This is a genomic window from Pseudomonas sp. McL0111 (assembly GCF_052567255.1).
In genome coordinates this window covers 3,408,674-3,422,541 of the sequence record NZ_CP199585.1, presented here as the reverse complement: position 1 = coordinate 3,422,541, position 13,868 = coordinate 3,408,674, and the positions used below count along the sequence as shown (strand labels likewise).

General features: G+C 53.0%; 12 protein-coding genes. 1 reads left to right on the top strand and 11 read right to left on the bottom strand.

The genetic code is table 11. The features are described 5' to 3' along the window. The first annotated feature begins 73 nt into the window (after positions 1–73). A complete protein-coding gene (locus ACTWLJ_RS15635; RefSeq protein ID WP_445177472.1) occupies positions 74–631 on the top strand; it encodes a TetR/AcrR family transcriptional regulator in 558 nt (185 codons plus the stop codon). On the opposite strand, the gene fabF is transcribed toward ACTWLJ_RS15635, so the two are convergent. The 11 genes from fabF to ACTWLJ_RS15580 all read right to left on the bottom strand — a co-directional run bounded on the left by fabF (position 628) and on the right by ACTWLJ_RS15580 (position 13,812). Next, positions 628–1,902, bottom strand: coding sequence for a beta-ketoacyl-ACP synthase II (gene fabF, locus ACTWLJ_RS15630; protein ID WP_445177471.1), 1,275 nt, complete (start codon positions 1,900–1,902; stop codon positions 628–630). The two genes, ACTWLJ_RS15635 and fabF, sit on opposite strands and share 4 nt — an antisense overlap. Positions 1,903–1,932: 30 nt before the next feature. Beyond that, entirely contained in the window at positions 1,933–2,727 is a 795-nt protein-coding gene (locus tag ACTWLJ_RS15625) for an SDR family NAD(P)-dependent oxidoreductase (RefSeq protein WP_445177470.1), read from the bottom strand. Positions 2,728–2,935: 208 nt separating this feature from the next. Next, positions 2,936–3,271, bottom strand: coding sequence for a ComEA family DNA-binding protein (locus tag ACTWLJ_RS15620; RefSeq protein WP_445177469.1), 336 nt, complete (start codon positions 3,269–3,271; stop codon positions 2,936–2,938). Positions 3,272–3,381: 110 nt separating this feature from the next. Then, positions 3,382–5,376 carry a polysaccharide biosynthesis protein gene (locus ACTWLJ_RS15615; RefSeq protein WP_401216743.1) on the bottom strand — a complete coding sequence of 665 codons (1,995 nt, stop codon included), beginning with the start codon at positions 5,374–5,376 and terminating at the stop codon, positions 3,382–3,384. An 81-nt stretch (positions 5,377–5,457) separates the two neighbouring features. After that, positions 5,458–6,507, bottom strand: a complete 1,050-nt coding sequence (locus tag ACTWLJ_RS15610; protein WP_401216745.1) for an MraY family glycosyltransferase — start codon at positions 6,505–6,507, stop codon at positions 5,458–5,460. After that, positions 6,504–7,475 carry a UDP-glucose 4-epimerase family protein gene (locus ACTWLJ_RS15605; RefSeq protein WP_401216787.1) on the bottom strand — a complete coding sequence of 324 codons (972 nt, stop codon included), beginning with the start codon at positions 7,473–7,475 and terminating at the stop codon, positions 6,504–6,506. The genes ACTWLJ_RS15610 and ACTWLJ_RS15605 overlap by 4 nt, the downstream gene beginning before the upstream one ends. A 752-nt stretch (positions 7,476–8,227) precedes the next feature. Beyond that, complete coding sequence (locus tag ACTWLJ_RS15600) at positions 8,228–9,337, bottom strand: glycosyltransferase family 4 protein (RefSeq protein WP_401216747.1); 1,110 nt, start codon at positions 9,335–9,337, stop codon at positions 8,228–8,230. Then, the gene (locus tag ACTWLJ_RS15595) at positions 9,337–10,479 is read right to left on the bottom strand and encodes a glycosyltransferase family 4 protein (RefSeq protein WP_401216749.1); all 1,143 of its coding nucleotides are present in this window, start codon (positions 10,477–10,479) and stop codon (positions 9,337–9,339) included. Before ACTWLJ_RS15595 ends, ACTWLJ_RS15600 begins: the two co-directional genes overlap by 1 nt. Further along, positions 10,480–11,376, bottom strand: coding sequence for a GDP-mannose 4,6-dehydratase (locus ACTWLJ_RS15590; RefSeq protein ID WP_401216750.1), 897 nt, complete (start codon positions 11,374–11,376; stop codon positions 10,480–10,482). Further along, positions 11,376–12,407: a GDP-mannose 4,6-dehydratase gene (gmd, locus tag ACTWLJ_RS15585; RefSeq protein ID WP_401216752.1), complete on the bottom strand. Its 1,032-nt coding sequence runs from the start codon at positions 12,405–12,407 to the stop codon at positions 11,376–11,378. Before gmd ends, ACTWLJ_RS15590 begins: the two co-directional genes overlap by 1 nt. 277 nt (positions 12,408–12,684) lie before the next feature. After that, positions 12,685–13,812: an acyltransferase family protein gene (locus ACTWLJ_RS15580; RefSeq protein ID WP_445177468.1), complete on the bottom strand. Its 1,128-nt coding sequence runs from the start codon at positions 13,810–13,812 to the stop codon at positions 12,685–12,687. Between the last annotated feature and the right edge of the window lie 56 nt (positions 13,813–13,868).

The window sequence follows — 13,868 nt, the reverse complement described above, 5'->3', positions numbered from 1 at the left end:
TTTAGAAGTAGAAGTACAGTCACCATTTAATTTTCAGTGGTTAAGATGGTGGTCTTGTTGCGGAGAGTTCCAAATGCGTTACTCGCAGGATCATAAAGCCCAAACCCATCAGCGCATCATCAAGGAAGCGTCGGCACGCTTTCGCAAGGACGGAATTGGTGCGACCGGACTGCAGCCGCTGATGAAAGCCTTGGGGCTGACCCACGGCGGTTTCTACTCGCACTTCAAATCCAAGGACGATTTGGTCGAGAAGGCTTTGCAAGAGGCCAGCGATCAGGTCGACGAGTTGTGTGAGGAGTTATTCTCCCAGGAACATCCACTCAAGGCGTTCATTGAGACCTACTTGTCCGAATGGCATCAGACTTCGCCCCACGAAGGCTGCCCACTGCTGACCATTTCTTCTGAACTCGGCCTGCGCGGGCAACCCAGCCCGACCACCGACAAAATACTCAATGCGCGGCTGGACCAGATCGAGCAAACCCTCGAAGGCGAAAAGACCGCAGACCGGGCCATTGTCATCATGTCGACATTGATCGGTTCGTTGCTGCTTTCGCGCAGTATCGCGGATGCCGATTTCGCACAAAAAATCCTCGACGTCACCCGCGATCACCTCCTGCAATCAGACGATTAAGCCTGCCAGCGCTTGAACAGCACGCTGGCGTTGACTCCACCAAACCCGAAGCCGTTGGACAATGCATACTCGATCGGCATTGAACGTGCCTGACCGTGAACAATGTCCACACCCGCGCTCGCCGGGTCGGGGTTTTCCAGATTGAGCGTCGGCGGTACCACCTGGTCGCGGATTGCCAATAAGGTAAAGATCGCCTCAAGCCCGCCAGCAGCACCAAGCAAATGCCCGGTAGCGGACTTGGTCGAAGTCACGGCGATTTTGTTTTCCGTGCCAAACACACTTTTGATCGCTGCCAGCTCGCCCAGATCGCCAACCGGAGTAGAAGTGGCATGGGCATTGAGATGCTGCACCTGAGCCGGTGAAATACCGGCCTGCGCCAAAGCCAGTTCCATCGCCCTACGCGCGCCGCTACCGTCTTCGGGGCCTGCGGTCAGATGATAGGCATCGGCACTGGTGCCGTAACCGACCAACTCGGCCAATGGTTGAGCACCACGAGCCAATGCGTGTTCCAGCGATTCAATCACCAGCAACCCGGCGCCCTCGCCCATCACAAAGCCGTCGCGACCGCTGTCGAACGGCCGTGAAGCCCGCTCGGGGGTGTCGTTGTAGCCGCTGGACAACGCCCGCGCCGCCGCGAAACCGGCAAGGCTGACTCGGTCAATCGCCGCCTCTGCCCCACCACACACCGCAATATCGGCCTCACCAGCGCGGATCATTCGCGCAGCATCGCCAATCGCTTGAACCCCGGCGGCGCAAGCGGTTACCGGAGCACCGAGCGGCCCTTTGAAGCCATGCTGAATTGATACATGCCCCGCCGCCAGATTGACCAGAAACGACGGAATGGTGAACGGCGACAAACGTCGCGGGCCCCGGCTGTCGGTAGTGCGTACAGCATCGGCAATTGCACCGAAGCCACCGACACCGGAGCCGATGATCGTCGCGGTACGTTCCTGATCCTTCGCCTCGGATGGCTGCCATCCGGCCTGCTCTACAGCCTGCCGGGCCGCTTCCATGGCGAACATGATGAAGCGATCCATCTTCTTCTGTTCTTTGGGCGGCGTAGCACGATCCGGATCAAAACCGGCTTCTGTATCCTCTTCCATCGTCGGCACCGCGCCGCCGACCTTCGCCGGCAAGTCCGCACTCACCGCCTCCGGCAAGATACGTATTCCCGACCGCCCGGCCAGCAAGCGCTGCCAGACGACTTCGACACCACTGCCCAAGGGGGAAACCAGGCCCATACCCGTAACGACTACTCGACGCTGATCCATACCGCGTTTACCTCAATGTTTTCGAAAGTCTTACTTGTAACGTTTGGCCGCAGAACTGTGCGAAAGGTTCGGCGCGAGTACATAACGGGCGGCGACAAAGGCGTGCCAGTCCGCCGCATCGGGCAGCGACGGAATAGTGATCAACTCACCCTGATCCAGACCTGCCAGCGAAGCATCAACCATCTCGCCCGCCTCCATCACCATTTCGGCGGGAATACCACTGGCGTCGATACCCGAGCGCTCCCAGATTTCAGTACGGGTAACACCGGGTAATACCGCCTGTACCTTGACCCCCGTGCCGTCGAGTTCAGCATTCAACGATTGGGTCAGGCTCAGCACGTAGGCTTTGCTAGCGCTGTAAGTGGCATTGAAGCGTTCGGGGAACAATGCCACCACCGAGGCGATATTGATGATCGTGCCGCGACCGGCCTTGGAAAAACTCGCCGCAGCAGCTGAGGCCAGGAGCGTCACGGCAGTAATGTTCAACTGGATAAGACTTTCCAGTTGTTCGGAATCTGAATTGGCCAGCAGACCATCGGCAGCCACGCCTGCGTTGTTCACCAACAGGCTGATGCTTGAATCGCTGCGTAGCCGTTGCTGAATTTTGAGTACATCGTCCTTTTGCGTCAGATCGGCCTTGAGCACTTGGACCTCTACACCGTGCGTCTCACGCAAGCTACTTGCTGCGGTTTCCAGACGCTGTTGATCGCGAGCCACCAGCAACAGATCAAACCCGCGCGCCGCCAGACGCTCGGCGTAGATGGCGCCGATTCCGGAAGATGCTCCGGTGATGAGGGCTGTACCTTGGGATTTGGCAGAATTCATGACGGGACTCCAGATGAGCTTTAGAGAAGGACAGCGGAGGCGCACCTGAGCGCCGAGGGAATTATTATAGGCATAATCTCAACGCCATATGATAGCCGTAATTTTATGTAGCCCGACGAAACTCTCCCGTACCGCGTTCGCGTCTCATGACTCATCAGAACGAAAAAAGGCCGGTCAATGACCGGCCCCTCGGCGTTGAATAATCAGCTTAGTTCACTTCCAGCCTCTCGCGGTTGCGATCCAGGATCGCCTTGCCAATGCCCTTCACTTCGAGTAATTCATCTACCGAGGCGAATGGCCCATTATCATCACGATACGCAACAATCGCCTTCGCCTTGGCCTCACCCACGCCGGCCAGTTCCTTCTGCAAGGTCGCGGCATCAGCACCATTCAGGTCGACCTTGTCGCTTACTGAAACGGTGACCGCCTCGGTCATCATGATCGATTTTTCAGGCTTTGGTGCAATCCCAGGAGCCGCAATTGCGACGATCGAGGCGCTGGTGAGCAGGGCAAAAACCAGAGAGTTGAAAAAACCGGTACGCATAAGTGACGCTCCATCATCATTTGAGAAAGCAGCTTTTCCGAAGCTGCTCCCCAAACTTAGGCGATGAATGGAGCCTGTCAAAAATGTGTCTGTTGCAGGATGTGAAACAATCAGGGTTCGAGGCGGCGTTGCTGGTAGATCCAGTCAACGATCTCGCCGTCAGGGGTGTAGCCGCTGACGGTTTCGCGCAACAACTGGCGAACTCGGGAATAGTCATCCGCTGCGACAGCGGCGAGCAGTTCAGTCAGCCGGGACTTCAAGACATCCCAAGGCAAGTGATCCTCGTTGGCCGTCATAATCATCGGATGCGGTGTCGCAGCAACGTTGTCACCGATCAACAGCTCTTCGTAGAGCTTTTCACCTGGACGCAACCCCGTGAACTCGATGGAGATATCGCCCTGCGGGTTGCGATCGGAACGAATACTCAGACCGGACAAGTGAATCATCTTCTCTGCCAGCTCGACGATTTTCACCGGCTCGCCCATGTCCAGCACAAACACATCGCCACCCTGTCCCATCGAACCGGCCTGTATAACCAGTTGCGCGGCTTCGGGAATGGTCATGAAATAACGGGTGATCTTCGGATGGGTGACGGTCAGCGGGCCACCGGACTTGATCTGGCTATGGAACAGCGGGATAACCGAACCCGAAGAGCCCAGCACATTGCCGAAGCGAACCATCGTGAACCGGGTTTTATTCACCCGGGAAACTTTTGCACTGTCACCGAACAGCACTGGGGCGACTTCTCGGCTGAGTGCCTGAAGCGTCAATTCCGCCAGGCGCTTGGTACTGCCCATGACATTGGTGGGACGCACCGCTTTATCAGTCGAGATCAGGACAAAATTCGATACACCGCACTGCAGGGCAGCCTGAGCGGTGTTGAGTGTACCAATAACATTGTTCAACACGCCTTCGGCTATGTTGTGCTCGACCATGGGCACGTGCTTGTAGGCGGCCGCGTGGTAAACCGTGTCGACCTTCCAGGTTTTCATCACATCGAGCAATTTGTCCTGGTGGCGTATGGACCCGAGTATGGGAAGCAATCGAACTGGAGCCGACTCTCGGGAGCTGCGTTGCTCCAGCTCTGAAAGAATGCTGTAGAGATTGAACTCACTGTGTTCGAACAACAGAAGCGTCGTCGGACCAAGCAAGAAAATCTGCCGACACAGCTCCGAACCGATCGAGCCACCTGCACCTGTCACCATTACAGTCTTGCCTTTGATACAGCGCTCGAGAAGATCAGGCTGAGCTGGAACGGCATCGCGCCCCAGCAAGTCTGCAATATCGACTTCCTGAATATCTTCGACTTTGACTCGGCCACTCGCCAGATCGGAGAAATTCGGCACGCTGCGAATATGCAACGGAAAGCCTTCCAGCAAGTTGAGAATTTCCCGCCGACGAGCGCGAGTCGACGATGGCAGTGCGAGAAGGATTTCCTGCGCTCCAGTCACATCGATCATCTGCTGAATATGCTTGGGCTTGTAGACCTGCAGACCCGAGATCGAGCGATCGGAAATACCCGGGTCGTCATCGATAAAGGCCACGGGCCGCATGACTCGCCCCATTCGCAATGCAGCGACCAGTTGATTGCCCGCGACGCCCGCGCCATAAACCGCGACCTTGGTCAACCCGTCATCACGGTTGGCAAAAGGGACATGCTGAGCAGCTGAAAACCAGTCACCCATGAAGTATTGGCGCATGCATAGCCGCAACCCGCCAATGATGACCAAGCTCAGCCACCAGTAGTTGAAAATGATCGAGCGAGGCACAACTGCTTCGTGGTTGCTGTACCAGTAAACAACCACGGCCAGAATCAGCGACGACAAACTGACAGCCTTGATAATTGCAATCAGGGCGTCATTGCCGAAATAACGCATGACGGCACGGTACATGCCGAAGCGAATGAACAAGGGAATAGCGACAACCGGGGCGCAGACGAATAACCAGAAGTGGACCCTGAACGGGTTGTACATATCATCGATACCCAATCGCACGATGAACGCCAACCACAGAGCACTCCACACCAGAAAAATGTCTGTACCGACCTGAATCAGTCGTTTGCGGCGCCGTGGAAGTCCAACGAGACGCTCTCTGACCTTATCCATTAACTCTTCAAGCACCTCAGTTTCCCTCCTTCAAATGCCAATCGCCGTAATGAATCACCCGCCAGCAGCATGACTCTAAACCTAGATAACAGACTGGTTATCTTTTGCGCCATCGGCGTTCTTTTCAAGTTCTCCCGCGTGAAACCTGATCGCCAGAAAAACCAGCGGGATGTAGGCTAAAAGTACACCCCATACGCCGCCCAGCCCAAACCGTGTAACACCTACCGCAATTGGCAACAACCAGCATAGATTGATCAGACCCGTTGTGAGTGTAACGGGCAAATGCCGACCATATTCCCTGGAAGCAAACTGATAGGCATGGCTTCTGTGCGCCTCATAAACCTTGTCACCTCTGAGCAGGCGCCGGAACAGTGTAAAAGTGGCATCAACGATAAATACACCAAGCAGGATCAGCCACCCCCAGAACAGCGAAGGGTTTTGCCACGCCGCCTGGAGAGAAAGCCCTCCCAGAACAACGCCAAGAAAACCGCTACCTGCATCACCCATGAAAATCTTTGCCGGTGGAAAATTCCAGCAAAGAAAGCCCATGACCGCCGCCGCCAACAACAACGGTGCCCAGATCAACGCTGTTGCATCGACGAGCCAATACAACAGGCATGCGCCGAGGCAAGCGCATATCGCCTCAACACCCGCGATGCCGTCGATGCCATCCATGAAGTTGTAAAGATTAAGTAGCCACACGAGGTAGAACAGCGCCAGCAGATGACCAGCAACACCCAGGTCAACCTGCGCCCCGAATACCTCGACAGCAGGCATGCCACCGAGCCAGAACAACAGCCAACCAGAGGCGAAAAAATGCCCCAGCAGACGCCAGCGCGCCGCAATATGGCCGTGATCATCCATGAAGCCAATTACCGCGATCAGACCTCCAGCGCCGGCAACAGCAAAAAAAGCGCTGGATGAAGTCATGCCAACGCCCCATAACACCACTAGCGCCAAGACAAATGCCACCACTATCGCTACACCACCTCCGCGTGGAGTAGGCACTGAGTGCGAACTGCGCGCATTCGGAATATCCAACAGACTGCGCGCCAACGCGTAACGGCGTAAGGCCCACGTGAGAATAAAGGATAAACAGAAGACGACTGGGAGAAACCATCCATAAGTCATGATTTTTGCGTTTCCAGAAAATGCTTTGCGGTCAGGTCCAGGCCCTTATCGAGACTGATGGGCGGCGTCCAACCGAGCAACTGCCGATTTTTACTGATATCAACCTGCAAAGAGCCAAAAAGCCGCTGCGATATCGAACGCCGCCCAATCAATGCCGATACCCGCTCCATCATCCATACCGGCACGGGTAAAAGATGACTGGTCTTCCCCAGCGCCAGGCCCACTTTGCGCAAAAGTTCGGAGGTGGAAACATCTTCGCCATCACTGGCCATGAACACTTGATTTGCCGCCCCCGGATGCTCGGCACAGGTCAGGATAAGATCCACAAGGTTGCCAACTGATACCAGACTGCGACGATTACGCACTGAACCAAAGGGCAACGGCACCCCGCGGGCCAGCCATTGCATCATGGAAAGAAAATTGGCTTTCACCCCTGGCCCGTAGACCAGAACCGGGCGAATAATCACCACTTCCATACCTGTGACCTGAGCCAATTGGCGCAGCCCCTGCTCAGCCTCAAACTTGGAAACGCCATAGGCGTCAGCCGGTGCAGGCACATCGTCGGCACGGAAAGCAGTACCAGGACCGGTTGCCTCTCCGTTAACTTTCACCGAACTGATAAAGATGAAGCGTTTAACCCCCGACACTGCGGCTTGACGAGCGAGGTTCAACGTTGCGTGGACATTGATCTCACGAAAAGCAGCGATTGGATCGGTCTCCACTTCATCCATGACGTGAACACGTGCCGCTGCATGAACGACGATATCAACATCGGCAAGGGCGTGGCTCCAGTCATTAGCACCATTTAAACCCTCGAATGGTAGAACCCGCACACCCGTAGCATATTCACCGGCCCTCGACCGCATCGGCGCGACGACAGAACAATCCGGCTCCATCATCAGCCGATCAATGAGTGCACTCCCCAAAAAACCATTACCACCGGTAATCAGGAATGTCTTGGATCGCATGGAAGCACCTTGAGTTAAAAAATCAATGCCGACGGTACACATCAGCAGGGTTGACCCGGCAAGTGGACGCGTCAATTCAGCAATCACGGAAATCGCGTCGCCGAAGCAATAAATGAGGGGCAGTTTATTGAATTACGCCTTTCTTAGCCACGTCAAAGCCTCCTGAGGCGGATATTTGCCGGGTGTCGGGCAAACATCCGTCATCCTGTGTGCCGGCGAACTCGTTTACAACGATACCAACTATTGCCCCGATGCGGGGGGCATGCAGTTCGTAATGAATATTCACAGTAAAGTTCGCGAAAATTTATCCAGCTACAAAATAAATCACCTGGGCTGCCAATTTCAACAATGCGTATTGCTTTTAAGAGACAAGACTGCAACAGCATTAGAACTATAGAAGGAGCAGTCAATTATTTCTGAACAAACAGTTATTAGTTCTATTTTTATTCGTCCATCCTAACTGCGATAGACGCTATCCAGAGCTCTGCTACACGATGTGTTTTAACCTACCCCCTGTTCGGGTTACATATCCTTAATACTCTATCTTATCGACGCTGGCCTGCTTTTTGATCGAGAACAACTCCATCAGACTTAAAAGTCGTTTGAATCGCGCACTGGATACCTGCCTCGCTGAAAAAACCACTCAGCAAAAATCTAATCCGTCCTCGATTGGAAGCTAGCGTAAAAATCATCGCCCATGCAGGGCCACCTGGAAGAATCAAGTAACCCTTAACATGAGGTGCAAAGAGATTTCAAAGCAACGAGCGATAAATATCAGCATAGGATTGCGCCATCAAATCCGAAGAAAATACGTCCTCAAATCGATGCTTGGCGGCTTCGCCCATTCTGGCCGCAGTGGCAGGATCGTTCCACAGCGTTGTCATAGCCTGAGCCAGTGCAACAGAATCCTTGGGAGGAACGACCAATCCGGTCTCTCCAGCAATATTAATATAAGTTGTACCCGAGCCAATCTCGCAAGAAATCATCGGTTTACCGTACATGGCCCCCTCAAGCAGTGAGATACCAAAGGATTCAGACCTCAAGTGCGAGGGAAAAACGAAGGCATAGCAAAGCATCAGAAGTGCAGCCTTGTCTTCGTCGGGTAAGAGTCCCAAAAAAATCACATTGCACTGATCGGATTCAGCAGCCTGCGCCTTGAGTTCCGCCTCAAGATGCCCCCCCCCGAGGATAACCACCGGCAATCCGCTGGTCCTGGCGGCCTCGAGCAAGTAATCCAGCCCCTTGTAGTAACGCAAGGCACCTACAAACAGAAAAAATCGCTCACCCAGTTGATCTCGCCAAAATGCCAATTTTTGCGCCGAAGGAACAGGATAGGTCGCACGATCCAGACCGTATGGAACAACACGCACCTTATCTTTGAAGCGGGCCAGCACTGGACTGCTCTCCGCGTAATTTGGCGATGAGGCGACAATACAATCAACGCTCGACAGGAAACGATTCATCAAGGGTTGATACAGCTTAAGCAGAGTTTTCTGTTTGACGATATCGGAGTGATAGCTGACTACCGTCGGCTTGCGAACTCGACTCAAAAAATGAACGAGGTCCATGTACGGCCATGGAAAATGGTAATGAACGATATCCGCTTCTCGGGCCAGCTCAGCAAAATCCTTGAGCGCCGAAAACGAGAATCCCGTGGATGCGACGTGAAGATCCAGTTTCGAGCGATGAGTCAGATGATTCGCAATCGGTTCATTCCGTGCAGCCCCTCGCTCACTGAGATAGAGCACCTGGGATTCGTACCCCTGCGTCAAACCACCTTCGGCAATCTGAAAAATGACCTGCTCTATTCCACCCATTGTCTCTGGGTAATAGGTTTTGAAGAAATGCAGAACCTTGATCATTAACCGTTGACCACCTTCTGATAAACCTGAAAAGTTTCCCTGGCGCAGCGCTCCCAGGAAAACTTTGCCGCGTGCAACAATCCCTGCTCAATAGCGCTCGCACGCCAGGTTTCATCTTCCAGACCCTGTTGCAAGAGTTCGGTCAACGCCACCGTATCCGTCGCCTCACACATGAGCGCCGCGTTTCCGGCAACCTCTGGTAGTGATGAACTGTTCGAGCAAACAACGGGCACTCCCGAGCTCATGGCCTCTAGCACCGGCAAACCAAATCCCTCGTACAACGAAGGGAAAGTAAACAGCCGCGCACCGGCGAACAGCAGAGGCAAGTCTTCACTGGGAACAAATCCCAGATAGAAGGCCCACCCTTCGCGACGAGCGCTTTCAAGACGATGGTGGATATCCTCGTTCCGCCAGCCATAGTAGCCAGTCAGAACCAATGGCCAGCGCTTGCGCAGTTCCAGTGGTAGACGTGAATAAGCGTCCAACAACGTTTCAATGTTCTTGCGCGGCTCAATAGTGCCTACAAACAGGCTATAACCGCCCACTTTAAGACCGTGGCGCGAAAGCGTCGTTCTGAGGGCATCTGCCGATCGGGGATGAAATTCGGCTGAACTGGCCAGCGCTACGGTGTGTATACGCTCAATGGGCCAAGAGAAATAGTCGGATAACTCTTTACGCGTGTATTCAGAGTCCGTTATCAACGCATCAGCTCTGACCAATGTGGTCTTGAGCTCTTTCTGCAGATAACGCACAAGTTGCGGAGAATGACAGTGGGACCACGTAAAGGGAGACAGATCGTGAAAGGTAGCAACACTGCGCCCGGCAAACGGGGGCAGGTAATAATTCGGACTATGGTAAAGAAAATCACCATGACCTTTAAGTGCTTGTTTCCTGAGTAATGGCATCAGCAAACGATAGGCTTCAACCGCCAGGAAGTTCTTTTGAACTGCTCGTTTGAGACCATAACCATTGCCCGATGTATCGGAGGCAGCGGGCAGCGAAGGTAGAAATCGCCGACCTGCAAAGAACTGCAGATCGGTAATTTCGGGATTCTGCTGCAGTCGCAGCGCCAACTCATAGGTGTAGCGACCAATGCCGGTCAGCGGAAAACGAACCGGCTCAACAGAAAGGATTAACTTCATTTATTCAGCCGTCAGCATCCAGCTCAGAGTTTCGCTTAGAGCGGGCGTTGCCCACCCGGGAACCAGTTCCCGCAGCCTGGAGTTATCCCCGCACAAGGTCTTCACTTCGTTGGCACGAACAAATGCTGGATTCACTTCGACTTCAATGTCATGCCCGGTCAACCCCTTGCACAACTCGATGACCTCTCGTAGCGAGTGTGTATTACCTGAACTGACATTCACAGTCTGGCCCAACGGTTTCGCTTCGATCAACCCACGATAGGCTTTGACCAAAGCCCGAACATCGCTGAAGTCGCGCCAAACGTCGAGATTACCCAATTCGATCCGTGGAGCCTTACGAAGGAAATGGGAGACGATTTTCGGCAACAGGAAGTTCTCAGCCTGCCCGACCCCCGTGTAGTTGAATGGCCGGGCGATCACGATAGGCAGACGATCCAGCCAAAGCTTGGCCATATACTCCATCGCCAGCTTGCTGACAGCGTAATCATTGGCCGGCGCCGGAACCGTTGCTTCGGACAGCAAGCCGCCCGAAGCATTGCCATACACGTTCGCGCTACTGGCTATCAATACGCAATCCAGCGTCTTCCCGCAGGCAGCAATCGCCTCGAGAAGATTGCGCGTTCCGATCAAATTAACCTGATAGAACGCGTCCGCTGCACCGTGTCCGACGAATGCCAGCGCGGCGAGGTGCACAACAACATCTGGCTGAATCTTTGCCAGCAACGTACGCAGACCAACCGCATCAGCCAGATCTACTTGGTGATAGTTGCGATCGTCAGAAGGTTGACTACCCATCCCGACGACCTCGTAGCCATGAGCTTCCAGCTCAGCCGCCATATAGCGACCGGTAAAACCGTGAATACCCGTAATCAGCGCACGTTTGCCAGCATTGATCATCAGAAAGAGAACCCTTGCTTGTTACGGCGCAGATCAGCCTCGACCATCATGCGGCACAGCTCTTCGAGTGAAGTCTTCGGCTCCCAGCCCAGGATTTCCTTGGCTTTGGCCGGGTTGCCGATCAGCAACTCAACTTCAGTCGGACGGTAGAACTTGGGATTGATAACAACCAGGACTTTACCAGTCTCGGCATCAGTGCCCTGCTCGGCCTCTGCAGTGCCCGACCAAGAAATAGTGATACCGGCAGCCTTGAACGCCATGGATACGAAATCACGGACGGTTTCGGTGCGATTGGTCGCCAGAACAAACGTATCCGGGACATCGGCCTGCAGCATGCGCCACATGCCTTCTACGTATTCCTTGGCGAAACCCCAGTCACGCTTGGCATCAAGGTTACCCAGTTCCATCTTGTCCAACAGACCCAATTTGATCTTGGCAACGGAGTCAGTGATTTTACGAGTTACAAATTCACGACCTCGCAGTGGCGATTCGTGGTTGAACAAGATACCGCTGGTGGCAAAAATACCGTACGACTCACGATAGTTGATTGTCATCCAGTGAGCGTACAGCTTGGCGACACCGTAAGGGCTACGTGGGTAGAACGGAGTGCTTTCAACCTGCGGAATGGCCTGTACCTGACCGAACATTTCGGACGTCGACGCTTGGTAAAAACGAACCTTCGGATTAACGATACGAATCGCTTCAAGAAGGTTCACCGCGCCAAGGCCGGTGATTTCAGCCGTGGTAATTGGCTGTTCGAACGAAACCCCGACAAAACTCTGCGCGGCGAGGTTATACACCTCGGTGGCTTCAGTTGTTTGCAGCAAACGGATGCTGGCCGACAGGTCGGTCAGGTCATATTCGACCAAATGCAGGTTAGGGTTGGACTGAATGCCCAACTCCTCGATACGCCAGAAATTGACAGAACTGGTACGACGGTAGGTACCGTAAACGGTGTACCCCTTCTCCAGCAGCAGTTCCGCCAGGTAGGCGCCGTCTTGACCAGTGATGCCAGTTACGATTGCTTTCATGCGAATCCTCTAAACTCCGTTTTGAAAATGCCTTCACGGCAAAAAGCAGCTTGATCCACCGACAGACAGACCAATCGTGAAAGCTTGAATTATACAGAATACAGCGCGGAGCAACGACTGGTTCGGCCTCCATTTTCGAAAAATGCAAGGAGGTCAAGCAGCCATGAGCAACTGATAAAATCCACCTGTATTGCTACATGCACCAAACACAAACCTCTTTCGTATCATTTAATCAACAGCCCATGAAACGCCTGCCCCCCCTGCTGCCAACTCAAACTCAAACCGACGACCGACGACTGACGAGGCGCTCAAAAGAACTCAAGCTACGAGCGAAGAACTCTCGGTAAAGAGCTTTTTTATGCTCAACAATCCCCGCAAGAATGATGACACCCGCAAAGGTGGAAACATAAACTATCAACACATGAACAAAGTCATAGGGTGCAGGCATAGGCTTCAGCAACGCATTCCAAAAGAAAAACATCGGATAATGAAATATGTATAGACTAAATGTATAGCCGGCCACCTTGCGGATAACGCCAGATATCAGCGGACCATTGAGAAGCCCTACACCCCCTAGCCTATTCACGGCATATAAATGAATGGAGACCAGAACTGCAAGAATATACCCCCAAAAAAAGTTTGCCGCACCATCCAAGCCGTGACCAAAAAAGCTTTCTACATATCGCCCCACGACAAAATAAGACCAATCACGAGGCTGACTCAACTGAATGGCAAAAAAAACAAAAATCGGAACAACCGCCAACATCAAAAGCGTAATATTTGACAAATCGAATTTATTACGATACCGATACACAAAGGAACCCGCCAGCCAGATCGGCAACATAAGCCACTGTTTTGGGCCGGTGATAAGCAGTGCTATGAAAATCAAGAAAAACCGTTTACGCCCAGGTACAAAAATAGCGAGACCATAAATAACATAGCACCAGACTTCAAAAGCCAGGCTCCAGTAAGGACCATTGCCGAAGGGGCGTACGTCAGTCCACCAAAACTCGTTTGCGAAAAACATCGTAACAATGGAGACATACGGAATTTTTTGTAATTGAGCAATTTCGGGGTAGGATTCAGGTGAATACGGATAAGCAAAACACATCAAGACCAGCGAAACCAAAACCGCCATTGTAGAAACAGGTAATATGCGCGCCATCCTACTAACAGTATAGTTAAACCAAGTTTTCTCAATCTGATCAGCCGCGTAACTTATCACATAGCCGGACAATACAAAAAATACGACAACCGCGTCATAACCAAAATTATAACGATTAGTAATATGGGCCTGGAATAAAAATAGGGGGTAATGCGACACGACAACCATCAAAGCTGCAAACACTCGCAAAAAATCAAGATAAACAGAAAACTCAGGAGACAATCTTGTTTTTATTTTCATTTTAACTCTGCCTCATTTTAAAATTCTTATGACCGAGCGCCCTTGAAAACTCGATG